Origin of the sequence: Acinetobacter sp. 826659, from assembly GCF_000588515.1 — a bacterium.
Lineage (GTDB): Bacteria > Pseudomonadota > Gammaproteobacteria > Pseudomonadales > Moraxellaceae > Acinetobacter > Acinetobacter pittii.
In genome coordinates, this window is sequence record NZ_JFYD01000001.1 from 578,985 (window position 1) to 603,745 (window position 24,761).

Consider the following 24,761-nt stretch of genomic DNA (forward strand, 5'->3'; position numbering starts at 1 on the left):
ATATACCATGCCGTTTTTTGGTTTTACCCCTTCTGAAGGCTTATTGAATGATATACAAACTGGAATTGCGAATAAAAATTCTAGTGAACCTTTATATCCACTTCGCGATAAGATTGCTTTACAACTTAATGAAGAGATTATTGATAATGTCTTAATTCAATTAGTTCAGCACTTCCCAGCAAGTGAAAAGCGCGATACTGCCGAAAAACTTGCAGGCTATGTCAAATCAACAGTTGCTGTTCTTTTAAAACAATTGTTAAGCAAAGCACCGAACGATGTTGTTAAACAGTCAGTAGAGTTCTCTGAAAAAAGCTTATTTAAAGATCCACAAGGTCAATATAAAGTAGGCGTAACTTTAGATGCTGGCCTAGTGACCAACCTTAAGCATAATTTTGCAGAACTTCAGGCAGGCAATGATATTAATAAAGCAGCGTTAGCTGAACTATATAAACAGTTTGGCGATGCTATGGTTAGACACTTTATGTCTGATTTTAACAAGACATTAGATCTTGGCATGATCAAGCGTAAAGCAGCTGATATTGGCGCAGCAGCTGTAACAAAAGCAGTTCATATTGCGATCGATAAATTAATCCCTAGCTTAAATCGCACTGAGCTAAAAGCGATGGCTGAATATCATGACAGTCTATTCTTTAACTAATAAAAAATAGCCTATCGGAAACCTAGCGAGAGCTAGGTTTTTTTATTGCAAAATATTGATATACATTGCCATTAATCAGGTTTATGTTAGCATGCGCCAAGCACTGATTGACCTAGTTAACGCCGCATGTCTCCTAGCCCACAATATAAGTTTTTACGCCAAGCTCCTCGAGATGGTCTTAGCACCGCTATGCAACCATCAAGATGGCAACAACTCCACATTGACCCGTGGTTATGTCTATTTTTGCTGTTAAATGCGCTATTAGGTTTAACTGTACTATATAGTGCTTCGGCGCAGGATGTAGGGCTGGTCAGTAAACAAGCCATGAGTTTTGGTATTGGCTTTTTAGTAATGTTTGGTCTAGCCCAAATTCCGCCTAAGGTCTATCAAGCGTTTTCCCCCTACTTTTATTTGTTTGGCCTATTTTCGCTTGTGGCAGTTATGGTATTCGGTGAAGTCCGAATGGGTGCTCAGCGCTGGATTGATATTCCAGGTTTCGGAAGTGTCCAACCCAGTGAGTTCATGAAAATCGGCATGCCGATGATGATTGCATGGTTTTTAGCACGAAAACCTCTTCCCCCTAGTTTTTCACAAGTTGTTTTATCATTAATGTTAATTGGTATTCCCTTTTTACTGATTGCAGAACAACCTGATTTAGGCACATCACTTTTAGTATTAGCAAGCGGTATATTTGTCTTATTTTTAAGTGGGCTATCATGGCGGATGATTGGTGCAGCTGCCGCATGTGCAGCAATTGTAATTCCAATTGCGTGGGAATTTCTTTTACACGACTATCAACGCCAAAGGGTTTTAACTTTACTTGACCCCGAGGCAGACGCACTCGGTACGGGTTGGAATATTATTCAATCTAAAACTGCAATTGGTTCTGGTGGTTTTTCAGGTAAAGGCTTCCTTGAAGGTACCCAATCACATTTACACTTTTTACCCGAAGGACATACTGACTTTATTATTGCTGCATATTCCGAAGAATTTGGACTCATCGGTGTACTTATTTTAGTAATTCTTTATTTTGCCATTATTTTTAGAACATTCCAGATCGGTTTACAAAGCTTCCATAACTATGGACGTTTAGTTGCTGGCGCCTTTGGTTTGTCTTTTTTTGTTTATGTATTTGTAAATGCGGGAATGGTCAGTGGTATTTTACCTGTAGTAGGTGTTCCTTTACCTTTTATGAGTTATGGCGGAACAGCTATTATTACTTTAATGGCCACCTTTGGTTTAGTCATGTCCATTCATACACATCGATAATCTGGAATTTTAAAACGATATGTTGTCTCAACACTTAAATAAAACTTTAAAAATGCTCGCTTTGTGTACTGGCTTAATCAGTACAAGTCATTTCGCTCAGGCCAACGATTTTGCAACACATCCTGATTATTTGAATTTTAAACAAAAAACGATGAATGCTTATGGCTTAAGTAGCGATCAAGTCGATGCAGCCATGAGTGGCGCAAAAAATTTACCAAACATTCTAAATATTATGACTCGTCCGGGTGAAAGTAAGCCTTGGTATGATTATCGCTCTATGTTCTTGGTTGAAGGCACAATTCAACGTGGTGTCCGTTTTAAAAATCAATATGCAGATGCGTTAAATCGTGCAGAACAACAATATGGCGTATCTCAAGCTGTCATTTTAGGTATTTTGGGCGTTGAAACAGGTTATGGCGCAAATAAAGGTTCTTTTATTACACGTGATGCTTTAGCTACGCTTGCTTTTGGCTACCCTCGCCGTGCTGAATATTTTGGTGATGAGCTAGCTGCTCTTATTGCTTGGACTTATAAAGAAGGCTATCCAACAAATAGTATTGTAGGTTCCTATGCAGGTGCGATTGGCTATCCACAATTTATGCCAAGCAATATTAGTAAATATGGTGTGGATTATGACGGCAATGGACATATCGACTTAAGAAACTCAGCAGAAGATGCTATTGGATCAATTGCAAACTACTTAGCAAAACAAGGTTGGCAACGCGACCAACCGATCGGGTTTATGGCTCGTTACACTGGGTCAAATCCAGAAAGTATTATTGCTAAAGATTTAACGCAACCTTTCCCATATGGTGCATTAAAGACACTCGGTATTTCTCCATTGAATCCTTTAGTTAAAATTGATGATCTCGATATGGTGAATGTTATTCAATTACAAGACTATAATGGACCAATTTACTATTTAACTTACCCGAATTTTCAAGTGATTACGACTTATAATAAGAGCCGTATGTACGCTACTGCTGTATGGTTATTAGGCACCGAAGTAGCTAGCCGATAGGCTAGCTTTTTTATACTTTATGTAAAAGTCAATAAATATTTTTGTTAAATAGATCACAATACATACATTTTTAATAACTTGTTACATTATTGATTATTTTTTAGACTAAAACTGTAAGTTTTTGCCCTTTTTGTAAAGATTTCTCGTTAAAGACTAGACACTCTCCGTAACCGATGAATATTATCCACCCCAATATAGCAATTGCAAAAGTGAATAATAAGGCATGTTCACTTTAAATTTCAGTCAATGGCTGAAAGAAAAAAGTACATGTTCTCAGGAGTTTATACAAATGCAGTTATCGCTGAAATACGTTCTTGCACTGACGGCTAGTTTAAGTATGGCCCCACTGCACGCTGAAATGGTGCAGTCATCATCATTAAACAGTGATGTAGATGGTCCTAATCTAGCAGCACGTGTATTGAGTAAAGATACTCAAAACTTTAATTCTCGTTTTTCTAACATTAACAGTCTTTCAATCACTGAACGTTCTGGCGATCAAATCCGTCGTCAAGCTATCGCAGCAAAAATTGAAATCCCTGAAGATGAGCCTTCAGTGATTGAAAAACTTAACACAGTAGCTTCAAACACTGTTCGTAAGTTTAGCCAAACTGGTATGGCATCTTGGTATGGCCGCCAATTCCATGGTCGTAAAACTGCAAGTGGTGAAACATTCGACATGAATGCTTTAACTGCTGCTCACCGTAGCCTACCGTTGAACTGTTACATTCGAGTAACGAATAAAGACAATGGTAAAAGTGTGGTTGTAAAAGTAAATGACCGTGGTCCTTTCCATGGCAACCGTGTACTTGACCTATCATACGGTGCAGCTAAACGTCTTGGTATTACCAATGCTGGTACAGCTAAAGTAAATATTGAGCGTGTTGATGGCCCAACTTCATAAGTTATAGCCTCTCGAGTTCATGTAAAAAGCCGCAATTTTTTCTGCGGCTTTTTTATATTTTAAGTTATTAAAATGATGCCTAACGTAAAGTTAAAAAATCCTCTTTTTTTGACCCTTATCCAGCTCTGAATTTGAATATTTTTTAAACAAAAAACTATGTTTATTTAATACCAGTTAATTTTACGTCTAATTTGCGTTTAGAGCGTCTTTTTTAAATTTGCGCTACCCTAGTACCATTTTTCCAAAATAAAGGCTATTTATGGCGTTTTTAGAGTAGATGAGTAGAGCTTTTTCATACAATTTTCCCATCAATCTCAAAATTACGCTTTTTTAGATGATTTCATCATCTAGCAACACAAAAAAATATTATGAAAAATCGCCCCATTCTTGTGGTCGAATTGTCCACCTTGTCAATTACACTCGCATTATTTTTTCATTTGCCCTTTCTTAGTTTTTTTAATACAACGCTCCCTATAGTTGAATAGTGTTAGTTTCTTGTCGAGATCCTCAAGAACAGGCTAAAATATACTCACAAAAAATAAATCAAAGTTAAAACAAGGAGTGTGCTACTAATGAAATCCATTACTGAATGGTTTGATGAATATAGCGAAAGTCATCAAAATCCAACCAATAAACAAATTCACTGGCTTTGCGTTCCCGCCATTTTATTTTCTATTATTGGAATCATTGCACATTTCAGCACATTGCTTACTGCTTTATTACTTGTGTTGACCTTAGTATTTTATGCACGTTTAGATCTTGTACTTGCTGTGGCAATGGCTGCTTTACTTGTTGTTATGGCATGGCTCATTTATACCCTACCTGTAGGAGTCGGGTTTTATATCGCTATTTTTGTGATTGCTTGGGTTGGACAATTTTATGGACATAAAGTGGAAGGCAAAAAGCCCTCGTTCTTTAAAGATTTACAATTTTTACTCATTGGGCCAGTTTGGTGTATGGATGCTTATCTCTCAAAAATCTTACCAAAATGGAAAAGCAGACAAAAACAAGCTCTTGCTTAAAGATGAATTTAAAGCTGAATCCTTTCGATTCAGCTTTTGCATGTTAGTAATTTATTAGAAAATTTATAAAATAAAAAAATCCTAAACTTGCTATCACACTTAAAAGAACTTTTTTTAGGTACATAGCAATCACAATACAAAAAATTGCTGCATAAATATAAGGATTATTTATCACGCCTCTTAAATGATTACCATCGAAAAAAATAACTGGAATACAAATTGCAGTTAACAAACAAGGTGCAGAATAGTTAAGCATCTTATTCAGAATAAGCGGCAGTTTAATTTTTACGTGAGGTTCTAAAAAATAATAGCGATTAAAAAAGACGATTGCTGCCAAGCCTAAAATCATAAACCAAGACATATTATTGCTCCTTACCTATTTCTTCAGTTAAAACAGCAATCAACATTCCCATCAATCCTGAAAGTAAAATCGCACCCTCAATTTGATAAAATTTAAATAAAAACCCACTTAAACAAGTTGTTAGCACCCCAGCTATGACCGGAAATCCTTTACATAACGGCACAATCATAGCAATAAAAATAGCAACGATCGAAAAATCCAAATGGTAATTTAAAAGATCAGGTATCACTGTCGCCAGCAGTATTCCCACCAAACTAAAAGCAACCCAAAATAAATAAAAACATAGTCCAGCTCCCAACAGATATTCCGAACTTCTTTTTTCAAATGGAGCACTCACCGCAAACAATTCATCTGTTAATAAAAAACCTAAACTCAATCGTTTAGGTAGAGACAAGATAGAAATGTCATTTCTTAAAGTTAATGCATAAATAAAATGCTGAGCCGTTAAAAAGAAAATAGTCAAATAAATTGTAAAAACAGAAGCACCTTCCATAGCCATGCTTAAACTAACCAACTGAGCAGCTCCAGCAAAGACGAGCCCAGACATTGCTAGTGCTTTATAGAAAGATAATCCTGCATGAATTGCCATAGATCCCGCTAAGATTGCCCACGGAATAACAGAAATTGATAAGGGCAAAATATCCATTGCGCCACGTAAAAATAAATAGGATGGCTTATTTTTTGAAAACCCAACTGGCTGATTAAGCTGAATATTCATATATAAAATCCAATATAAGAAACATCTCTATACCATGCTTGATGAGTGCCGACTTATATTGGATAAAATTGCTTTAAAACTAATTTATTTATATGTTCAAACTTGCTACATATTGAGTGGGTGTGACGCCCATTGCTTTTTTAAAGTGACGGTTAAAATGGCTTTGGTCAGAAAAACCACATTGTTGTGCCACCATGGCAATTTGGTCCCCCTGTTTTAATAACTGTCTTGCTTTTTGTAAACGTGCTTGTACAAGCCAAGCATGAGGTGGCAAACCTACATATTTTTTAAATTGCCTTAAGAAATGCCAAGCGCTCAAGCCGACCATGTCAGCCAAATCTTGTAAAGAAAAGTTTGTTTCAGGGATTTCTACAAGTAATTCTTTAACTCTTAATATTTTTGAATATGCTTCTGGTAACTCACAAAAAGTATGATTTGATTTACCATGTCTCTTCATAAGACAAGCTAAAGTTGTTAAATACATCGTTTCTTTGAGCAGGAAATTATCTTTTTGTTCTAATAAATCAAAAAGTAAGCAAAGCTGTTGAGCCAAACCTAGGTCGCGAATCACGGCTTGAGGAAACCATGGTGCGCCATGTGGATTTTCAAAAAAATCTTGGCTAACTTCTGCTAACATTTCAGGTGTTGGATAGATCGCTCGATAACGCCACCCTGACTCAACAGCCGATGAACCAGTATGAATCTCATCAGCATTGACTAAAATAATATCGCCTTTAGGAGCTACATGTAGCTGTCCCGTCCTAAAAAAAGACTGTGCTCCCTCTTCAATCACACCAATACAGTACCCTTCATGAGTATGCTTTGAAAATTGTGTTTGGTGATAATGTGCTTTTAATAACTCTAAACCGCCCAACTCTCGCACATGCAGATAATCGGCTTGCTCCCGCTGCATAAATACGTCTCATCTATTCAATAAAAAAACCATAGCATGTTTTAATAAACTGAATAGAACAAAATTGCTCTATGAAAATAATCTGATTAAACGTACACGTGAGCTTTATTGATAGATCTGTCCGTCATGTTTAAGCCAACCACTTTCATGACGACCTTGTGGATCGTGATGAGTCCAATGTAGTACACCACCTTTTGGGTTGTATTCATATTCGCCATAAAACTCAACGATGTCACCTTTATTTAGATTAGAAATTTTAGGTGCCAAATCGATATTATGTGCAACCAAAATTGAAAGACCATTTTTTAATACTAGAATGAATTTCTGGTGTCTTGACCCATCATTATCATCTCTTAAAATTGCTTTGACTCGACCACTTCCCTGCACTTGAACATTACTTTGTCTCTGCTCATAAGCAGCTTTTACAGTGTCCACCCCATTATTTGAAAGTGTAGTTTCATTACGCTGAGTTGCGGGTATAGTTGATGATGGTGATTGACTTTGCTTATGCCCAGATAAATCCAGGCCAAAATAAGCAGCAATCAATAAAATAATGACACCACCAATACTGAGATTTTTTTTATTTGTCATTGTATACCCTTATTTTAACTGAGATAAAAAAAGCCCCAATGGGGCTTTTTTTATTGTGATACGAATTACTTCGCAGCAGCTTGAGCAGCAGCAACTTCTTCAGCGAAGCTAAGTTCTGCTTTCTTCTCAATACCTTCACCAACTTCGAAACGTACGAATTCAGCAACAGTAGTACCAGTTGCTTTTAATACATCAGCAACTTTCTTGTCGTTGTCGATTACATACATTTGACGATCAAGAGCAACTTCGTTCAAGTATTTATCAACTGAACCAGTTACCATTTTCTCAACGATGTTAGCTGGTTTACCAGATTCTAACGCTTTCGCTTCAGCAATTTCTTTTTCTTTAGCGATAAGGTCAGCAGGAACAGCTTCAGCATTTACAGCTACTGGGTTGAATGCAGCAACGTGCATTGCAATACCTTTACCAGTGTCAGCATCACCAGTATAAGAAACTACAACACCGATTTTTAAACCGTGTTTGTAGATAGCCAAGTTTTCGCCTTCAACGATTTTCGCGCGACGAACTTGGATGTTTTCACCGATTTTTTGAACAAGTGCAATACGAGCTTCTTCAACTGATTGACCGTCTGCTAATTTTAATTCAGCGATTTTAGCAGCATCAGTTTCACCAGCAGCTAAAGCAGCAGTAGCAACAGCTTTAGAGAAGTTAGAGAAGTTTTCGTCTTTAGCAACGAAGTCAGTTTGACAGTTAACTTCAACTAAAATTGCTTTGTTGCCTTCTTGAACGATTGTGATTGCACCGTCAGCAGCAATGTTACCAGCTTTTTTAGCAGCTTTAGCTTGACCAGATTTACGAAGGTTATCAATAGCAAGCTCGATGTCACCGTTCGCTTCTGTTAATGCTTTTTTGCATTCCATCATTGCAAGACCAGTACGGTCACGTAATTCTTTTACCATGCTTGCAGTAATTGCAGTCATGTTGATCTCCTAAAATCGGTAGAAAATAAATCTTTTCAACAAAAACGGCCCAAAGAAACTCTGGGCCGTTTGCACTCTCGACGCTTAATTTGCCACCATTACATGTCGCAAAAATGACAAGCCTGCGTCAAAACGCATTAAGCCTCAGAAGCGTCTTTCGCAGCGTCATCGCCTTTTGCTTGAGCGTTCGCTTGAGATTGAGCGTATTCTTTACCAGCAAGAATTGCGTCAGCCATAGCTGAAGCATATAGAGTTACTGCACGGATCGCATCGTCGTTACCAGGAATAACGTAATCAACGTTGTCTGGGTTAGAGTTTGTATCAACGATACCGATAACAGGAATACCTAAGTTCTTCGCTTCTTTGATTGCAATCGCTTCGTGATCAACGTCGATTACAAATAATGCGTCAGGTAAACCACCCATGTTTTTAACGCCGCCTAAAGAGCGCTCAAGTTTTTCCATCTCACGAGCACGTTCTAAAGCTTCACGTTTAGTAAGCTTAGCAAAAGTACCATCTTGAGATTGAGTTTGAAGATCTTTTAAACGGTTGATAGATTGGCGAAGTGTTTTCCAGTTCGTCAACATACCACCTAACCAACGGTGATCTACATATGGTTGACCAGCGCGTTGAGCTTGTTCACGGATGATGTTAGAAGCAGCACGTTTTGTACCAACGAACAAAACTTTGTTCTTTTTGCTTGCTAATTGGTTAGCGAAGTTCAAAGCATCATTTAACGCAGGAACAGTGTGCTCAAGGTTGATGATGTGAATTTTGTTGCGCGCGCCAAAAATGTATTGACGCATTTTTGGGTTCCAGAAACGAGTTTGGTGACCAAAGTGCGCACCTGCTTGAAGAAGGTCGCGCATGCTTACGTTGTAATCTGCCATTTTCTTTACCTTAAAAGTTGGGTTAGGCCTCCATATATCCGCATTCTCCACCTTTTTACGGGCACCCAGAGTAATGTGACGATATATGTGCGGATTTTTTACTCCATCTATCAAAATTGTTCGTAAAAGATATTCACGAAAAGCATTTGATAAAATGGGCGGCTATTTATACCATAGACACTTGTAAATTACCAAAAGTTTTTAGAGATCATGAACAGTACTTATACAGCTCCACGTCGATTAATCAAAACTCCAGATGAAATTGAAAAAATGCGCATTGCAGGACGACTGGCGGCTGAAGTTCTAGAGATGATCAAGCCCCATATTAAGGCAGGGGTGAGTACACTTGAACTTGATACCATTTGTCGTAATCACATTGAAAATGTGCAGCATGCTATTCCTGCATGTGTAGGCTATGGTGGAGCTCCTGGGCGCCCTGCTTTTCAACACTCTATTTGTACTTCGGTTAACCATGTTGTCTGTCATGGTATTCCCTCTGAAAATAAAATTTTAAAAAATGGTGACATCCTTAATATTGATGTCACTGTCATTAAAGATGGTTATCACGGCGATACCAACATGATGTATGTCGTTGGTGGTGAAACTTCTATTTTAGCCAACCGTCTATGCAAAGTTGCTCAAGAAGCGATGTATCGTGGAATGGCAACTGTTAGAGATGGTTCATATTTAGGTGATATCGGCCACGCAATCCAAAAGTATGTCGAATCAGAACGTTTTAGTGTAGTACGCGAATATTGTGGTCACGGTATTGGAACTGTTTTCCATGATGAACCTCAAGTACTCCATTATGGTCAAGCTGGTACAGGTATGCGTCTGGAAGCAGGTATGACTTTTACGATTGAACCTATGGTAAATGCTGGCGTATGGCAAACTAAATTGTTAGGTGACAAATGGACTGTCGTAACGAAAGACCATAAACTTTCAGCTCAATATGAACATACCATTTTAGTTACCCAAACAGGCATTGAAGTCTTAACTGCTCGTCCTGAAGAAGACCTATCTCGCTTCAACCAATAATTTAAAAAACTTAAATAAAAGGCTACTTTGTGTAGCCTTTTATTATTTATTATGTACTTTTTATTAATAAATCTTTCTAAATATAAACAAATATTTCAAAAAAATTACAATTATTAATTTTTAATACACAATCTATTCAATAAAACAAGGTATGGTGGGCTCAATAAAAATCAGTAAACAAATGTCGGACATGGAGTCCTTTTATGATGAAAAAGTCATTATTTTGTATGACAGCTGCCTTTTTTGCTCTGCCAACATTCACTTATGCCGCTTCACCATATTTTAGTTTTAAAGATGGCGATGGCTTCAAACGTTTTTCTGTCTCTGCTGGCTGGTTACATGCGATGCCTCAAGGCTCAGGAAACCCTGTCAATATCAATACTAGCGTTGCAGAAGGTACAACATCTAAAGTTGGAGATGTATCTACAAAAGCCGTTTTAGGTGCAATCGACCAAAGTAAAACTTCAGGAAAATTCTGGTATAGCACTATTAGCCTTCTTGATAAGTTTACAGACACTCTTCCCTCATCACTTGCAGGTACAGCAGAAGTTAATGGTCTCTCTCAATGGCAACAACAAGGTTCTGGCTTAGAAGCTGCTGATGTTGATACTGTTGGTCTTATGTTTAATTACAACTTTACGGACAATTTATCTTTAGAAATTAAAGGTGGTATTCCTCCTAAAGTAGATATTAATGGAAAAGGTAATATTTACGCTCCCCTTTCTGGAAAAGCGACTCCACTAAAAGATGGATCTTTAATAGGAGGAATCATAGGAGATGGAATTTCCGAGGCGGGGGGAGATATTCCTTTAAAACAAGACCTGCATATTACTGATCTTTCTCAGGGAGGTAAGGCTGCGACTGCTCGTGCATGGTTACCAGCCGTTGAACTACATTATCAATTTGGTAAATCAGGGGTAAATAAGTTCCGTCCTTATATCGGAGCTGGCGTGATGTATGCATACTTTAATGATTTAAAAATGAATCCCGGTATTGAGGCCGATTTAATTCAAGCGGGTCACATGATCCAGAATATCCATGATGGTAAAGCTGGTGCAGCATTAGATCGCAAAACATCATCAGCAAATCCTATCGTTAAACTAGAAGCAACCGATACTTTTGCCCCTATTGTGACTTTAGGTGCATCTTATGACTTCAACCCGAACTGGTTTGCTGTTGGTTCAGTTTCATATTCCAAAATGAATAGTGAAGCAAAAATCTATGTGACTGACCAAAATACAGGTAAAGAGCTAATTAAAGCGAATACCAAAATTGATATTGATCCACTCATTACATATGTTGGTGTCGGTTACCGCTTCTAATTTTTGTGTCACCCAAAGCTATAAAAACTTATGCACGTTTTTATAGCTTTCTTTTTTCCAAATTTTGCTTCTTTTTAAATCAAAATGCTAAAAAAATGAGCACTTTTATAAAGCCGATTGAAAAAATCTACCGCCTTCCTCTCTTATGAGCCTTTACTGATTTATTTCAATTTTTTAATTAATTTTATTTTTAATAAACTAACTCAATAGAATTAGAAAGTAATTTTTCCTTTTTAGTAAAATTAATTTTTTGGCACAAGCTTTGCTTTATTCATAGCAAGATGAGTCAACGATGATTCAATGAATAAACCAAGACGGCCAACGATGTCCGCTCTGATCGGTCTGCAGATAGGCAATAAATTGCCATGCAAATTAAAATTTCGTTCAGTTCAGAGGGACGGCGTATGTCTTCAAATATCAATCTAGATGCAAAAAAAGCAACTGAAATAAAATTATTTAGCTTTTCTACTCCTGCAATGCGCGCTTTCCATATGACATGGCTCGCATTCTTTGTGTGCTTCTTCGCATGGTTTGCTTGCGCACCATTAATGCCAGTGATTAAAGGTGAGTTCGGCTTAACCAAAGATCAAATTGCCAATATCAATATTGCCGCCGTTGCAATTACGATTTTAGTACGCCTCGCTGTCGGTCCGCTTTGTGATAAATATGGACCGAGGATTACCTATACAGCTCTTCTCTTGCTTGGCAGTATTCCTGTATTTGGCGTTGCTGCTGCTAATAGTTATGAGTCTTTTTTATTCTTCCGCTTACTGATTGGTGCAATTGGCGCAAGCTTTGTTATTACGCAATATCATACAAGCGTTATGTTTGCACCTAACGTTGTAGGTACAGCAAATGCGGCAGCGGCTGGTTGGGGTAATGCTGGTGGTGGTGCAACCCAAGCTCTAATGCCTTTATTACTCGGTGCAATTGTCATGTTTGGTGTCGAACAAACTATGGGCTGGCGTGTTGCACTAATCGTACCAGGCGTAATGATGGTCATTGTTGGTATTCTTTATTGGAAACTCACCCAAGACTGTCCTCAAGGAAACTTTAAAGAAGTCCGCGCACAAGGTATTGAAGTTGGTAGTGGTAAAAAAGGTGGCATGGCAATTTTGATGCAAGCTGCTCGTAACTACCGTGTCTGGATTTTATTTGTGGCTTACGGTGCATGTTTCGGGATTGAAATTTTTATCCATAACGTTGCAGCAATGTACTATGTTGATCAGTTCAAAATGGATTTAAAAACTGCTGGTTTAACCGCGGGGATATTTGGTCTTCTTGCACTCTTTGCTCGTGCACTTGGCGGTATTATTTCCGATAAAGTCGCACTCAAAAAAGGTTTAGATGGCCGCACTAAAGTACTAGTGCTCATGATTTTAGGTGAAGGCTTATTCTTGATTCTTTTCTCTCAAATGAATGTGGTTGCTCTTGCAATTATTTCCATGACCATTTTTGCCTTGTTTACTCACATGGCTTGTGGCGCAACATATGCTCTCGTACCATTTATTGATCGTAATGCTTTAGGTGGTGTTGCAGGCATTATTGGTGCAGGTGGCAATGCGGGTGCTGTTGCAGCTGGCTTCTTATTAAAAGGTTTGCTAGATGTTCAAACTTGTCTATTTATTTTAGGTGGTTTGGTTATGATCGCAGGCTGTAGCGTAATTCTAATTCGCTTCACGACTGAACATAAAGAAAAAGAACAAGTCCTTTTTGAACAAGCATTACTTGAACGTAATTCCGCAGCATAATTTCTACAAGAAGCAGAGATCAAAATGATGTCTGCTTCTTTAATTTTCTTGTCATAAAATACGATCCTTAAGAACTTTTTAATTCTTCTTAAATATTCCCTCCAACTATATCGATATTTTTCGATATATCTTCTACAATAAATCATCATTATTATAATTTTCCATTAATCATGACTAAAACTGGCAACCAATTTTCTCAGTCCCTCATCTATATGCTGATTGGCAGTGCAATTATTCTAGCCCTTTCATTAGGTGTCCGTCATGGTTTCGGTCTCTACCTTGTACCCATGAGCCATGAATTTGGCTGGGGACAGCATGTTTTTAGTCTTGCGATAGCCATGCAGAATCTGATCTGGGGAGCTGTTCAGCCTTTTACTGGTGCAATTGCAGATAAATATGGCAGTAAAGTTGTAGTTGCTGTTGGTGGCTTACTTTATACCCTAGGCCTACTTTTAATGGCTTTTAGTTCGAGTGTACTCATTTTGAATTTAAGCTTAGGTCTTATTATTGGTTTAGCTTTATCAGCAACCTCTTTTACTGTTTTACTGAGTGCAGTAGGCCGAGCTGCCTCTCCAGAAAAAAGAAGTATGGCAATGGGTATTGCCAGTGCAGCAGGCTCTTTTGGTCAGTTTATTATGCTACCTTCCACCCTTCTCTTGCTTAAAACGGTAGGATGGTCGTCAGCTTTAATGGTGAGTGCACTGTTAATTGCCCTTATTATTCCTCTTGCATGGATGTTAAAAGGGCCAAGTAATCAAACACCAAAAGCAATTGCTCAACCACAGCTCACATTTAAACAAGTACTGAATATTGCTAGAAAACATAAGCCATTCTGGTGGTTAGCTTTAGGATTTTTAGTCTGCGGATTTCAGGTGGTCTTTTTAGGTGTTCATCTGCCGGGCTATTTAATCGATCACGGCTTTGATGCAGCTACAGGAACTGTGTTTCTGGCACTAGTAGGACTATTTAATATTGTGGGAACTTATGGAGCGGGTTGGCTGGGAGATCGATTCTCAAAACCTAAATTATTAATGGCACTTTACGGTAGCCGTGGCATCGCAATCATCGCCTTTTTACTATTACCTCTAAGCACTTATACGGTATATGCTTTTGGCGTCATTATGGGACTTTTATGGCTCTCTACAGTTCCACTTACCAACGGCATTGTAGCGAATATGTTCGGTGTTAAATACCTTTCAATGTTAAGTGGGATTGTGTTTTTCACCCATCAAGTCGGTTCTTTCTTTGGCGGTTGGCTTGGCGGTGTTAACCATGACTTAACAGGTAATTACAATGCGATTTGGCTATGTTCAATAGCTTTGAGTATATTAGGGGTAATCGTACATTTCTTTGTAAATGAGGAGGCTGTTATTCATGACGCATAATGCCTTACTTTTGAAAACAATTATGACTTTGCTCGTGATTACTCTGCTGGCCTGTTCAATCATTTTATGGAAACAAACTCCTGATTTATTTGTATATTTCAATCAAGCATTTTGTGCCCACTAGAGATATAGACAGCCAGACGCATACTGCAAATTGTCATAAAAATATAAAAAAACTATGGTCTAATGAAAATAAAAAAGCCCGCAAGTTTGCGGGCTTTTTTATGGAAAACTTATTTAAAATCAAAACAAACGATTCATACCATTAAGCGCAGCTACACGATATGCTTCTGCCATTGTTGGATAGTTAAACGTTGTTTCAACAAAATATTTCAGAGTATTGTTTGGGCTGTGCATAACTGCTTGCCCAATGTGGATAATTTCGGCAGCGTTATTACCAAAACAGTGAATACCTAAAATTTCCATAGTGTCGCGGTGGAAAAGAATTTTTAACTCGCCCACTGTATCACCAGTAATTTGCGCACGAGCCAAATGACGGAAAGAAGCTTGACCTACTTCATACGGAATTTTCTCTTCCGTTAGTTCCTGTTCATTTTTACCAATTGATGAGATTTCCGGAATAGTATAAATACCAGTCGGGATATCACGTACTGGCTTCGCATCTTCACCACTCATGTTTGCGCCAGCACAGCGCCCTTGGTCATAAGCAGCAGAAGCAAGTGATGGCCAACCAATCACGTCACCAGCAGCATAAATATTTTCAACTTCAGTTTGATATTGATCATTTACTGAAAGTTGACCACGGTTATTTGGTACTAACCCAACATTCTCAAGACCTAAGCCTTCTGTGTTACCTGAACGGCCGTTACACCAAAGAATCGCATCGGCTTTAATCTTTTTACCACTTTGTAAATGTAGTACAACATGGTCATCAAACGTTTCAAGATGATCCATTTGCTCATTGTGACGAATCAATACACCTTGTTCACGTAAGTGATAAGACAAAGCATCAGCAATTTCATCATCTAGATAACTTAATAGTTTTTGCTGAGTATTAATCAAGTCAACTTTATGATCTAAACCAATAAAGATTGAGGCATATTCACAGCCAATAACACCCGCGCCGTAAATAATGATTTTTTGAATTGAATAATCAAGATCAAGGATTTTGTCCGAATCGAATACGCGAGGATGATCAAAGTCTAAACCTTGCGGATGATAAGGACGACTACCTGTAGCAATCACGATTTGCTTACAGATAATTGTTTCTTTAATGCCTTCATGGCTAAAAACTAAAACTGTATTTTTATCTTGAATATATGCACGGCCGTGGAATACACCGATTTTATTGCGATCGTAAAAACGTGTATGCGTATCAACCTGTTGTTGAATTACTTTGTGTGCATTACGCAAAACCTGTTTCATGGTGAACTGTTTCCATTCACCTACTTTTTGAAACATTGGATCGCGCTGATAGCGAATAATACTAGAAACTGTTTGACGTAATGCTTTACTTGGAATGGTACCTACGTGTGCACAGTTACCACCCAGTTGATCACGCACATCTACAATTGCAACACGCTTACCCGCTTTTGCAAGCTTCATTGCCGCGCCTTCACCTGCAGGTCCAGAACCGAGAACTACCGCATCGTATTTAACGAAATTCCCACTAACGACCTCTTTTTTACGTGGCATTGAAAGCTCCTTCCTCACTTGAATGACCATATTTTATAATAAATTATGGCTAATATGCGGTGAATTTATGTATTTCTCAACCCTATATTTCTGAATAACCACATTTATTATATGAATAGTTATTTTCCGCTATTAACTGCAGAAGTTCGCTATAATACAATGTCAATGTCTCTATAAACGAGTGGAAAAGTTAAATATGTCAGAACACCGTAAACCTGAACAGGGTGTAAAACTTCGTGGCGCAGAAAAAGTCGCAAGAATTCCTGTAAAAGTTGTACCTACGGTTGAAGTGCCGCGTAAACCTGACTGGATTCGTGTCAAGATGACGGCACCAGAAGAAGTTCAGCGTATTAAAACCACTTTACGTGCTCAAAAACTCCATACCGTTTGTGAAGAAGCTGCTTGTCCAAACCTACCAGAATGTTTTGGTGGTGGTACAGCAACATTCATGATCATGGGTGATATTTGTACACGTCGTTGCCCTTTCTGTGATGTAGCACATGGTCGTCCAAATGCACTCGATGCAGATGAACCTCGTCACATGGCAGAGACAATTGCTAATCTTAAGCTCAAATATGCAGTAATTACTTCGGTTGACCGTGATGACTTACTTGACGGTGGTGCACAACACTTTGTGGACTGTATCAAAGAAGCTCGTGCACTAAGCCCAAATACATTGCTTGAGATTTTAGTACCAGATTTCCGCGGACGTATGGATATTGCTTTACGCATTATGACTGAATGTCCGCCAGACGTATTTAACCACAACATCGAGACTGTGCCACGTCTATATAAAGCAATGCGCCCAGGTTCAGACTATCAACATTCTTTAAACTTATTAAAAATGTTTAAAGAATATTGCCCTGATATCCCAACAAAATGTGGTTTGATGGTGGGTATCGGTGAAACTGAAGAAGAAGTTATTGCTTTGCTTGATGACTTGCGTGCTCATGATGTTGACTATGTGACTATTGGTCAATACTTACAACCTTCTAAACAACACGCGCCAATTGACCGCTTTGTAACGCCAGAAGAGTTTGAACGTTATGCAGAGCATGGCCGTAAACTTGGTTTTAGAAATATTTGGTCTGCACCAATGGTTCGTTCAAGTTACTTTGCTGATCGTCAATACCACGGTGAACCAGTACCGGAAGTTCGTCGCAAAGTAGATCCAGCTAAAAAAATCGCTGTTCAAGTTGTCGAAGCTTAAAAATTAAATATCTATAAAAGCCCTCTACTTCAGAGGGCTTTTTATTTGTATAAGAAAATCAATAACATTTCTTGACAAATCGATAAAACAACCCATTACACTTTCACTTAAAAATATCTTATACCTAAAAGTACGATATATCCCTGCTCTAGCATATACATCAATTGCGACATAAAAAATTAAATTTAAACAGCATTAAAAATTAGCTAGTTAAGCCTTAAATATCTCCTCGCTTTTTTGTAACTTCTAACTTGAGGGCTTATCTAGCAAGGAGCAAGTATGATTTTCCTACTCTTTGTTTTAAGCGTTATCATTCAGCTTTTTGCAATATGGGCAATTTTCTTTTTTAATCTAAACAGAACCATTGGTAGTGTTATTACGATTGCTGTAGCCATACTTACTGCATTTATACTAACGCCATGGGCTCTCCTTTTAGGTATTCCCCTTATTGCCCTTAGTATCATTATTTTATTTGCACCATTACGCTTTAATCTGATTACTCAACCTGCATATAAAACATTAGCAAACTCAATGCCGAGCATCAGTACGACTGAACAAGAGGCTTTAGAAGCAGGTACCAGTTGGTGGGAAAAAGAATTATTTATGGGGGCACCCGATTGGTCTCAATTTGAAAAATATCCCTACCCAACCTTGTCAGCAGAAGAACAAAGTTTTATCGACAATGAAGTTGAGCTCCTTTGTAGCATGTTAGATGAGTGGGAAATTCATCATCACTTAAAAGATCTGCCACCAGAGGTTTGGCAATTTATTAAAGACAAAGGTTTTTTAGGCCTCATTATTCCAAAATCCTTTGGTGGCAAAGAATTTAGCTCGTTTGCTCAAAGCCGTATTATGAGCAAAATTGCTTCCCGCTCACTCACCACAGCTGTGAGTTGTATGGTTCCAAACTCATTAGGACCGGGTGAGCTACTCATGCATTACGGTACAGATGCACAAAAACAGCAGTATTTACCGGGCCTTGCTAAAGGTGAAGAGATCCCATGCTTTGGTTTAACCAGCCCAGAAGCAGGTTCAGATGCAGGCGCGATTCCAGATTCGGGCGTTGTTTGTTACGGCGAATATGAAGGTGCTCAAGTCCTTGGACTTCGCATGAATTTCTCTAAACGCTGGATTACGCTCGCACCAATTGCCACCGTTGTTGGCTTAGCATTTAAACTTTATGACCCAGAAGGCCTACTCGGAGATAAAAACAAAACAGAATACGGTATTACTTGTGCTTTAATTCCTGCAAGTCATACAGGTGTGAAAATTGGAGCACGACATTATCCTGGTTCACCATTTATGAATGGAACAGTAGAAGGAGAAGATGTTTTTATTCCTATTGACTGGATTATTGGTGGTCAAGAAAATGCTGGTAAAGGCTGGCGTATGCTCATGGAATGTTTAGGCGTGGGCCGTGGTATTTCCCTTCCAGCTCTAGCCACAGCCGCAGGTGAAATGAGCTATTTAACCGTTGGTGCTTTTGCAAAAATTCGCCAGCAATTTAATATTTCTGTCGGTAAATTTGAAGGCGTACAAGAAGCAACTAGTGAAATTGCCAGCGATGCCTATATGCTTGAAGCATTCCGTTATTTAGTGACATGTGGCCTAAACCAAGGTGGAACACCTGCTGTGATGACTGCTATGGCAAAATATTATGCAACTGAAACGATGCGTAAAGTTGTCAATCACGGAATGGATATTGCTGGAGGACGTGCTATTCAACTTGGACCACGTAATTTCCTTGCCCTTACCTATCAAGCGATTCCGATTGCTATTACAGTAGAAGGCGCAAATATTTTGACCCGTTCATTGATGATTTTTGGTCAAGGCTCAATGCGTTGTCATCCTTATCTATTTGAAGAGTTACAACTCCTTCAATCTGAAGATAAAAATAACTCAGTCAAAAAATTCGATGATTTGTTATTTAAACATTTAGCCTATACCTTTAACCGCGGTGCTAGATCATTTGCCTACGGTTGGACAGGTGGCTCAAGCGATGCGCCTCAGTCAGCAGATCAATTCACTGCAAGTTACTATAAAACGATTAATCGTTTTAGTGCCAACTTCGCACTTGTTTCAGATATGTCACTTGGCCTACTTGCAGGAGATCTAAAACGCAAAGAAATGTTATCAGGACGCTTGGCAGATATTCATGCGCACCTCTTTATTTCTACTGCGATTTTAAAATTTTATGAAGCTGGACAAAAAACTGAAGCTGAACAACTTCACGCTAAATTAGCGCTACAAAAAGCTTTCTTGAATATTCAGGAAGCATTTTGGGGATTATTTGAAAACTTCCCAGCCAAACTTCCAGCAGCATTTGTAAAATGGATTTGTTTCCCTTTTGGTCGTGTTATTTCAAAACCAGATGATGAGTTAAAACAACAAGTCGCTGAACTTATGATGCAAGAGCACCCTTTCAGAGAACAGCTTAAACATCACGTATTTTATTCAACCAAAGCCGTTGATGTAACTGGTCGTTTAGAACATGCTTTCCAAATTCTGCGAACGCTTGAACCGCTTTGGGATAAGTTTAAAAAAGCTGAATCTAAAGGCAAGTTTACGGGTCTTACTTTTGAAGAAAATATTGCACAAGCGATAAAAGAAAGCTTTATTTCTGAAAGCGAAGCTCAACAATTATTGCAATACAACGCAATTCGATTCGATAGCATGCTTACAGATGTGTTTGATGAAGATTTAAATAAAGATCTTCCTTTGTCGAACCCTCATCAAATTTAGTGACTGATGCCTCCACTAATTCACTATTGCAATCACACTTGATTCGCATTAATTAATAAACAGCCATAAAAGCGTCAATCGACGCTTTTATTTTTAGGAGAAATTAATGTCTAAGCAAGATTACGAAAATGGATTAAAAGTTCGCACAGAAGTGATGGGAGAAGCTTTTGTAAAGCGTGCACAAGAAAATACCGTACCCTTTACCCAGCCTGTGCAAGACTGGATTAACGAGCATGCATGGGGATCGACTTGGCAACGTGAAGGTGTGCTACCTCGTAAATATCGCTCATTAATTACTTTGGCAATGCTCACGGCACTAAAATCACCAACTGAACTCAAAGGCCATGTTCGTGGTGCACTCAACAATGGCTGTACAGTTGAAGAGATTCAAGAAACTTTATTACACAGCCTGCCATATTGCGGCGCCCCTGCTACACAAGAAGCCTTTCGCGCTGCTTTAGAAGTGATTCAAGAATATCAACAAAAATAACTTCAATATGAGCCAGCACTCTACTGGCTCTTCTTATCTAATTCAATTTGGATGAATGCATCTGAAAATTACGATCATCAATCACAATAGCCTGACGGCAAATCCCCTCTACTTGACGCTGCTTTTCAAAAACTGCCGCTGACATCGGTTCAAAACTATCAAAAAAGCAGATTTCATTTTGATCTATAGAATAAATGAGCGACTGGTTTCCAACCCCTTCTAAAGTGTCGTAGTACACAATTACCATTTTTCCGTTTTGAATTGCAGCTTGAATATCTTGATAGCTCAGCGCTGGTCCAGTTGGAATTTTTAATACCGTTGCTTCTTTATAGCTCATGCGTTCGCTTTGGCTAATGCTAGGATCCTCATCTGAATGAAATGACACTTCAAATCCTAGTTTCTTTAAAGCAACAGCTAAGGCAATAGTATAGGTGCCTCCTTCATCGTGTCGGCAAATATTAATCAGCTCAACCACATCAATTTGTATTCCATGATGCTGAAGCAACATCCAAACTGCAAAAACGCCACAGTTTGACTCTAGGCTTGCCAAGGACTCGGGAATATTTAATGCCATAATTAGAATCTAAAGTGATAATTACGCAGATAATAAACAAAACTGGATTGGCACTAAAAGCTTTTCCAAGTACAATGTTTCGCTAGTCGAGGGATGCTGCGACAATTGATCGGCACTAAAGATCAATTTGCCAGGCTCGACGATCGGTTAAACACTCGTTTTAACCAACAACGGCATCCGCGAACAGAATGATCAATACTATTTTTTCCTAGGAGATCCTGATGAACGCGGTTAATGCTTCATTTACAGATTACAAAGTTGCTGATATTTCTCTTGCTGACTACGGCCGTAAAGAAATCAAACTTGCTGAAGCAGAAATGCCAGCTCTAATTGGTTTACGTAAACGTTATGCAGCATCTAAACCACTTGCTGGCGCAAAAATTCTTGGTTGTATTCACATGACCATTCAAACAGCTGTTCTTATTGAAACGCTTGTTGAATTAGGTGCTGAAGTACGCTGGACATCATGTAACATTTTCTCTACTCAAGACCATGCTGCTGCTGCAATTGCTGCTCGCGGTATTCCAGTTTTTGCTTGGAAAGGTGAAACTGAAGAAGAATATGTATGGTGCCTTGAACAACAGATCAATGTAAATGGTCAACCTTGGGATGCCAACATGATCTTGGACGATGGTGGTGATTTAACTGCTCTTGTTCATGAAAAATACCCTGCGCTTTTAGAACGTATTCACGGTATTACCGAAGAAACCACAACAGGTGTTCAACGTCTTATCGAAATGTGGAAAGACGGTTCTTTGAAAGTTCCTGCAATTAACGTAAATGACTCAGTTACTAAATCTAAAAACGACAACAAATATGGTTGCCGTCACTCATTAAATGACGCAATCAAACGTGCAACTGACATGCTTTTGTCTGGCCGTCGTGCACTTGTAGTGGGTTATGGTGACGTAGGTAAAGGTTCTGCTCAATCTTTACGTCAAGAAGGCATGATCGTTCGTGTAACTGAAGTTGACCCGATTTGTGCAATGCAAGCATGTATGGATGGCTATGAAGTTGTATCTCCATACAAAAACGGCGTACAAACAGGTAAAAAAGAAGATATTAACCAAGATCTTCTTGGCAACACTGACCTCGTTGTAACAACAACTGGTAACTACCACGTGTGCGATGCAGCAATGTTAGACAGCTTAAAAGCTGGTGCAGTTGTATGTAACATCGGTCACTTCGACACAGAAATCGATACAGCTTATTTACGTGGTTACAAGTGGGTTGAAGTTAAGCCACAAGTTCACCAAGTTTATCGTTCAGAAGATGAAAATAACTACCTTATCCTTCTTTCTGAAGGTCGCCTTGTAAACCTAGGTAATGCAACTGGTCACCCATCACGTGTAATGGATGGCTCTTTTGCTAACCAAGTTTTAGGTCAAATTCACTTATTCCAAGAGAAATTTGCTGATCTTCCTGCAAATGAAAAAGCTGCAAAAATTCGTGTAGAAGTTCTTCCTAAGAAACTTGACGAAGAAGTTGCTGCTGCAATGGTTGCAGGTTTCGGTGGTGTACTTACTCAGTTAACTCAAGAGCAAGCCGATTATTTAGGTGTTGCTGTTGAGGGACCATTCAAGTCTGACGCTTACAAGTACTAAGAACTTAAGGGCAGACGGTGAACCGACTGCCCTTTTTTCTAAAATGTTTCGCTGTTTACAAGGATTTGACATGACTAAACGTACACCTATTTCTTTTGAGTTTTTCCCGCCAAAAACTGATGCTGGTGCTGAAAAACTTCGTATTGTTCACCAAGAATTACAACTTCTGAACCCTGAGTTTTTCTCAATTACTTATGGGGCTGGTGGTTCTACTCGCGAACGTACTCTGGCTGCTATTGATGATTTCAATGGTAAAGGTACACCAGTTGCACCTCACCTTTCTTGTATTGGTGATGATAAAGCTCGTATTGCTGAGTTACTGGATTTATATAAAGCTCAAGGCATTAACCGTATTGTTGCTTTACGCGGTGATTTACCTTCTGGTCAGGTTGGACTTGGGGAACTTCCTTACGCACAGGATTTAGTACGTTTTATTCGTGAGCACTCAGGTGACCATTTTCATATTGAAGTTGCAGCTTATCCAGAAATGCATCCTCAAGCTGAAAACCTTGATTCAGATATTCAACGTTTTATTGAAAAAGTACAAGCTGGTGCTAATGCAGGAATTACTCAATTCTTCTTTAATCCAGATTCCTACTTTTATTTTATAGAGCGTTTAGAGCAAGCTGGAATTAACATTCCGGTGGCTCCAGGAATCATGCCAATTACCAACGCAAGTAACTTAATTCGCTTTGCAGACGGTACGGGTGCTGAAATTCCTCGCTGGATCCGTAAGCAATTACAAGCCTATGGTGATGACAGTGAAAGTATTAAAGCTTTCGGTCATGAAGTTGTTGTTAAGTTGTGTGAACGCCTTATTGCAGGTGGTGCGCCAAGCTTACACTTCTATTCAATGAATCAAATCGAACCAACTCGTCAACTTGTTGTTGATCTTGGGTTAAATTAATTTTGTAAGGCGTACCCAATGAACCGTTTTTTTATCGAAACTGAACTTACAGTTGGCTCAACAATTCAACTGACAGAATCAGTATTCCATCATTGGGTGCGTGTTTTACGTGCACAACTACAAGAACAAGCGACTCTATTTAATGGACAAGGTGGGGAATATCTCGCGACTTTGACAGAAATTAATAAAAAAAATGCGTTTGTCACAATTGAGAATTTTAACCCTGCAAACCGTGATGCCCCTTTTAAAGCTGTTTTAGGTCAAGTCATGAGTAAAGGCGATCGAATGGATTATGCCATTCAGAAAGCCACTGAATTAGGTGTAAGCCAGATTCAATTGCTAACTAGTGAGCGTTGTGAAATGCGCTTAAAATACGATCGAGATCAAAAAAAATTAGATCACTGGCAAGCTGTTGCAATTGCAGCATGTGAACAATGTGGCCTCAATTTGGTTCCAGAAGTATTAGCGCCTATTTCTCTTCATGAATGGTTAAGTTCTTCTGAGCTTCCTCAATCTAAATTTGTTTTAGCACCAGAAAAAGAACAAAAAGATGTATTGGCGGGAATACAACCTGAACTTGCCTTATTGATTGGCCCAGAAGGGGGACTAAGTGAAAATGAAATTACCCAAGCCAATCAAGCTGGATTTATGAACTGGTGCATTGGTGACCGAGTTTTGCGTACAGAAACTGCCCCTGTTGTTGCCTTGTCTATTTTAAATTATCGATTTTTATCCACCTAAGTTCTCTGCACATTGATTAAATCATTATTTAAAGTTAACTTACTTTTATTGTATGA

General features: G+C 38.7%; 23 protein-coding genes. 15 read left to right on the plus strand and 8 right to left on the minus strand.

What is annotated here, in order from left to right; all coding sequences use genetic code 11:
• Nucleotides 1–7: 7 nt before the first annotated feature.
• The 5 genes from J663_RS02780 (at nucleotide 8) to J663_RS02800 (ending at nucleotide 4,871) form a co-directional block, all read left to right on the plus strand.
• Nucleotides 8–658, plus strand: coding sequence for a hypothetical protein (locus J663_RS02780; protein WP_033847654.1), 651 nt, complete (start codon nucleotides 8–10; stop codon nucleotides 656–658).
• 126 nt (nucleotides 659–784) lie between these two features.
• Nucleotides 785–1,927 carry a rod shape-determining protein RodA gene (gene rodA / locus J663_RS02785; RefSeq protein WP_005068220.1) on the plus strand — a complete coding sequence of 381 codons (1,143 nt, stop codon included), beginning with the start codon at nucleotides 785–787 and terminating at the stop codon, nucleotides 1,925–1,927.
• A gap of 19 nt (nucleotides 1,928–1,946) precedes the next feature.
• Nucleotides 1,947–2,948 (plus strand): lytic murein transglycosylase B, encoded by a 1,002-nt coding sequence (gene mltB / locus J663_RS02790; protein WP_005068218.1) that lies wholly within the window; start codon nucleotides 1,947–1,949, stop codon nucleotides 2,946–2,948.
• Nucleotides 2,949–3,237: 289 nt separating this feature from the next.
• Nucleotides 3,238–3,849 (plus strand): septal ring lytic transglycosylase RlpA family protein, encoded by a 612-nt coding sequence (locus J663_RS02795; protein ID WP_002118141.1) that lies wholly within the window; start codon nucleotides 3,238–3,240, stop codon nucleotides 3,847–3,849.
• Between the two features lie 572 nt (nucleotides 3,850–4,421).
• Nucleotides 4,422–4,871 (plus strand): DUF962 domain-containing protein, encoded by a 450-nt coding sequence (locus J663_RS02800; RefSeq protein ID WP_002118194.1) that lies wholly within the window; start codon nucleotides 4,422–4,424, stop codon nucleotides 4,869–4,871.
• Nucleotides 4,872–4,914: 43 nt separating this feature from the next.
• Here J663_RS02800 and J663_RS02805 read toward each other — a convergent pair whose 3' ends face one another.
• The 6 genes from J663_RS02805 to rpsB all read right to left on the minus strand — a co-directional run bounded on the left by J663_RS02805 (nucleotide 4,915) and on the right by rpsB (nucleotide 9,285).
• A complete protein-coding gene (locus tag J663_RS02805) occupies nucleotides 4,915–5,232 on the minus strand; it encodes an AzlD domain-containing protein (protein ID WP_017386543.1) in 318 nt (105 codons plus the stop codon).
• Between the two features lies 1 nt (nucleotide 5,233).
• Nucleotides 5,234–5,950: an AzlC family ABC transporter permease gene (locus J663_RS02810; RefSeq protein ID WP_017480735.1), complete on the minus strand. Its 717-nt coding sequence runs from the start codon at nucleotides 5,948–5,950 to the stop codon at nucleotides 5,234–5,236.
• Nucleotides 5,951–6,038: 88 nt separating this feature from the next.
• Complete coding sequence (locus J663_RS02815; RefSeq protein ID WP_033847657.1) at nucleotides 6,039–6,863, minus strand: helix-turn-helix transcriptional regulator; 825 nt, start codon at nucleotides 6,861–6,863, stop codon at nucleotides 6,039–6,041.
• A 105-nt stretch (nucleotides 6,864–6,968) separates the two neighbouring features.
• A complete protein-coding gene (locus J663_RS02820) occupies nucleotides 6,969–7,454 on the minus strand; it encodes a DUF3465 domain-containing protein (RefSeq protein ID WP_033847658.1) in 486 nt (161 codons plus the stop codon).
• A gap of 65 nt (nucleotides 7,455–7,519) precedes the next feature.
• Nucleotides 7,520–8,395 carry a translation elongation factor Ts gene (tsf, locus tag J663_RS02825; protein ID WP_002118238.1) on the minus strand — a complete coding sequence of 292 codons (876 nt, stop codon included), beginning with the start codon at nucleotides 8,393–8,395 and terminating at the stop codon, nucleotides 7,520–7,522.
• A 137-nt stretch (nucleotides 8,396–8,532) separates the two neighbouring features.
• On the minus strand, nucleotides 8,533–9,285 hold the full coding sequence (gene rpsB, locus J663_RS02830; protein WP_002118204.1) for a 30S ribosomal protein S2: 753 nt from the start codon (nucleotides 9,283–9,285) through the stop codon (nucleotides 8,533–8,535).
• A gap of 210 nt (nucleotides 9,286–9,495) precedes the next feature.
• Here rpsB and map point away from each other — a divergent pair, with 210 nt between their 5' ends.
• The 4 genes from map to J663_RS02850 all read left to right on the plus strand — a co-directional run bounded on the left by map (nucleotide 9,496) and on the right by J663_RS02850 (nucleotide 14,781).
• Nucleotides 9,496–10,323, plus strand: a complete 828-nt coding sequence (gene map / locus J663_RS02835; protein WP_002118165.1) for a type I methionyl aminopeptidase — start codon at nucleotides 9,496–9,498, stop codon at nucleotides 10,321–10,323.
• A gap of 203 nt (nucleotides 10,324–10,526) precedes the next feature.
• Nucleotides 10,527–11,645: an OmpW/AlkL family protein gene (locus J663_RS02840; protein ID WP_033847662.1), complete on the plus strand. Its 1,119-nt coding sequence runs from the start codon at nucleotides 10,527–10,529 to the stop codon at nucleotides 11,643–11,645.
• Nucleotides 11,646–12,049: 404 nt separating this feature from the next.
• Nucleotides 12,050–13,396, plus strand: coding sequence for an MFS transporter (locus J663_RS02845; RefSeq protein WP_033847664.1), 1,347 nt, complete (start codon nucleotides 12,050–12,052; stop codon nucleotides 13,394–13,396).
• Nucleotides 13,397–13,566: 170 nt separating this feature from the next.
• Complete coding sequence (locus tag J663_RS02850) at nucleotides 13,567–14,781, plus strand: MFS transporter (protein ID WP_033847665.1); 1,215 nt, start codon at nucleotides 13,567–13,569, stop codon at nucleotides 14,779–14,781.
• A 243-nt stretch (nucleotides 14,782–15,024) separates the two neighbouring features.
• Here J663_RS02850 and sthA read toward each other — a convergent pair whose 3' ends face one another.
• Nucleotides 15,025–16,437, minus strand: coding sequence for a Si-specific NAD(P)(+) transhydrogenase (gene sthA / locus J663_RS02860; protein WP_002118117.1), 1,413 nt, complete (start codon nucleotides 16,435–16,437; stop codon nucleotides 15,025–15,027).
• Nucleotides 16,438–16,633: 196 nt separating this feature from the next.
• Here sthA and lipA point away from each other — a divergent pair, with 196 nt between their 5' ends.
• From lipA to J663_RS02875, 3 genes are all read left to right on the plus strand, one after another.
• Nucleotides 16,634–17,647 carry a lipoyl synthase gene (gene lipA / locus J663_RS02865; protein WP_002118167.1) on the plus strand — a complete coding sequence of 338 codons (1,014 nt, stop codon included), beginning with the start codon at nucleotides 16,634–16,636 and terminating at the stop codon, nucleotides 17,645–17,647.
• A gap of 279 nt (nucleotides 17,648–17,926) precedes the next feature.
• Nucleotides 17,927–20,389, plus strand: coding sequence for an acyl-CoA dehydrogenase (locus J663_RS02870; protein WP_033847668.1), 2,463 nt, complete (start codon nucleotides 17,927–17,929; stop codon nucleotides 20,387–20,389).
• A gap of 106 nt (nucleotides 20,390–20,495) precedes the next feature.
• Entirely contained in the window at nucleotides 20,496–20,879 is a 384-nt protein-coding gene (locus J663_RS02875) for a carboxymuconolactone decarboxylase family protein (RefSeq protein ID WP_032055395.1), read from the plus strand.
• A gap of 37 nt (nucleotides 20,880–20,916) precedes the next feature.
• Here J663_RS02875 and J663_RS02880 read toward each other — a convergent pair whose 3' ends face one another.
• Entirely contained in the window at nucleotides 20,917–21,453 is a 537-nt protein-coding gene (locus tag J663_RS02880) for a cysteine peptidase family C39 domain-containing protein (protein ID WP_033847671.1), read from the minus strand.
• Between the two features lie 221 nt (nucleotides 21,454–21,674).
• Between J663_RS02880 and ahcY the strand changes: the two genes are divergently transcribed.
• The 3 genes from ahcY to J663_RS02895 all read left to right on the plus strand — a co-directional run bounded on the left by ahcY (nucleotide 21,675) and on the right by J663_RS02895 (nucleotide 24,705).
• Entirely contained in the window at nucleotides 21,675–23,057 is a 1,383-nt protein-coding gene (ahcY, locus tag J663_RS02885) for an adenosylhomocysteinase (protein WP_033847673.1), read from the plus strand.
• A gap of 70 nt (nucleotides 23,058–23,127) precedes the next feature.
• Nucleotides 23,128–23,964 carry a methylenetetrahydrofolate reductase [NAD(P)H] gene (gene metF, locus J663_RS02890; RefSeq protein WP_032004580.1) on the plus strand — a complete coding sequence of 279 codons (837 nt, stop codon included), beginning with the start codon at nucleotides 23,128–23,130 and terminating at the stop codon, nucleotides 23,962–23,964.
• An 18-nt stretch (nucleotides 23,965–23,982) separates the two neighbouring features.
• Nucleotides 23,983–24,705 carry a 16S rRNA (uracil(1498)-N(3))-methyltransferase gene (locus tag J663_RS02895; RefSeq protein ID WP_002118152.1) on the plus strand — a complete coding sequence of 241 codons (723 nt, stop codon included), beginning with the start codon at nucleotides 23,983–23,985 and terminating at the stop codon, nucleotides 24,703–24,705.
• Nucleotides 24,706–24,761 lie beyond the last annotated feature (56 nt).

Excerpts from the sequence above, each read along its gene's own strand:
- J663_RS02780 (WP_033847654.1), top strand. The coding sequence starts at position 8 with ATGCCGTTTTTTGGTTTTACCCCTTCTGAAGGCTTATTGAATGATATA.
- rodA (WP_005068220.1), top strand. The coding sequence starts at position 785 with ATGTCTCCTAGCCCACAATATAAGTTTTTACGCCAAGCTCCTCGAGAT.
- mltB (WP_005068218.1), top strand. The coding sequence starts at position 1,947 with ATGTTGTCTCAACACTTAAATAAAACTTTAAAAATGCTCGCTTTGTGT.
- J663_RS02795 (WP_002118141.1), top strand. The coding sequence starts at position 3,238 with ATGCAGTTATCGCTGAAATACGTTCTTGCACTGACGGCTAGTTTAAGT.
- J663_RS02800 (WP_002118194.1), top strand. The coding sequence starts at position 4,422 with ATGAAATCCATTACTGAATGGTTTGATGAATATAGCGAAAGTCATCAA.
- J663_RS02805 (WP_017386543.1), bottom strand. The coding sequence starts at position 5,232 with ATGTCTTGGTTTATGATTTTAGGCTTGGCAGCAATCGTCTTTTTTAAT.
- J663_RS02810 (WP_017480735.1), bottom strand. The coding sequence starts at position 5,950 with ATGAATATTCAGCTTAATCAGCCAGTTGGGTTTTCAAAAAATAAGCCA.
- J663_RS02815 (WP_033847657.1), bottom strand. The coding sequence starts at position 6,863 with ATGCAGCGGGAGCAAGCCGATTATCTGCATGTGCGAGAGTTGGGCGGT.
- J663_RS02820 (WP_033847658.1), bottom strand. The coding sequence starts at position 7,454 with ATGACAAATAAAAAAAATCTCAGTATTGGTGGTGTCATTATTTTATTG.
- tsf (WP_002118238.1), bottom strand. The coding sequence starts at position 8,395 with ATGACTGCAATTACTGCAAGCATGGTAAAAGAATTACGTGACCGTACT.
- rpsB (WP_002118204.1), bottom strand. The coding sequence starts at position 9,285 with ATGGCAGATTACAACGTAAGCATGCGCGACCTTCTTCAAGCAGGTGCG.
- map (WP_002118165.1), top strand. The coding sequence starts at position 9,496 with ATGAACAGTACTTATACAGCTCCACGTCGATTAATCAAAACTCCAGAT.
- J663_RS02840 (WP_033847662.1), top strand. The coding sequence starts at position 10,527 with ATGATGAAAAAGTCATTATTTTGTATGACAGCTGCCTTTTTTGCTCTG.
- J663_RS02845 (WP_033847664.1), top strand. The coding sequence starts at position 12,050 with ATGTCTTCAAATATCAATCTAGATGCAAAAAAAGCAACTGAAATAAAA.
- J663_RS02850 (WP_033847665.1), top strand. The coding sequence starts at position 13,567 with ATGACTAAAACTGGCAACCAATTTTCTCAGTCCCTCATCTATATGCTG.
- sthA (WP_002118117.1), bottom strand. The coding sequence starts at position 16,437 with ATGCCACGTAAAAAAGAGGTCGTTAGTGGGAATTTCGTTAAATACGAT.
- lipA (WP_002118167.1), top strand. The coding sequence starts at position 16,634 with ATGTCAGAACACCGTAAACCTGAACAGGGTGTAAAACTTCGTGGCGCA.
- J663_RS02870 (WP_033847668.1), top strand. The coding sequence starts at position 17,927 with ATGATTTTCCTACTCTTTGTTTTAAGCGTTATCATTCAGCTTTTTGCA.
- J663_RS02875 (WP_032055395.1), top strand. The coding sequence starts at position 20,496 with ATGTCTAAGCAAGATTACGAAAATGGATTAAAAGTTCGCACAGAAGTG.
- J663_RS02880 (WP_033847671.1), bottom strand. The coding sequence starts at position 21,453 with ATGGCATTAAATATTCCCGAGTCCTTGGCAAGCCTAGAGTCAAACTGT.
- ahcY (WP_033847673.1), top strand. The coding sequence starts at position 21,675 with ATGAACGCGGTTAATGCTTCATTTACAGATTACAAAGTTGCTGATATT.
- metF (WP_032004580.1), top strand. The coding sequence starts at position 23,128 with ATGACTAAACGTACACCTATTTCTTTTGAGTTTTTCCCGCCAAAAACT.
- J663_RS02895 (WP_002118152.1), top strand. The coding sequence starts at position 23,983 with ATGAACCGTTTTTTTATCGAAACTGAACTTACAGTTGGCTCAACAATT.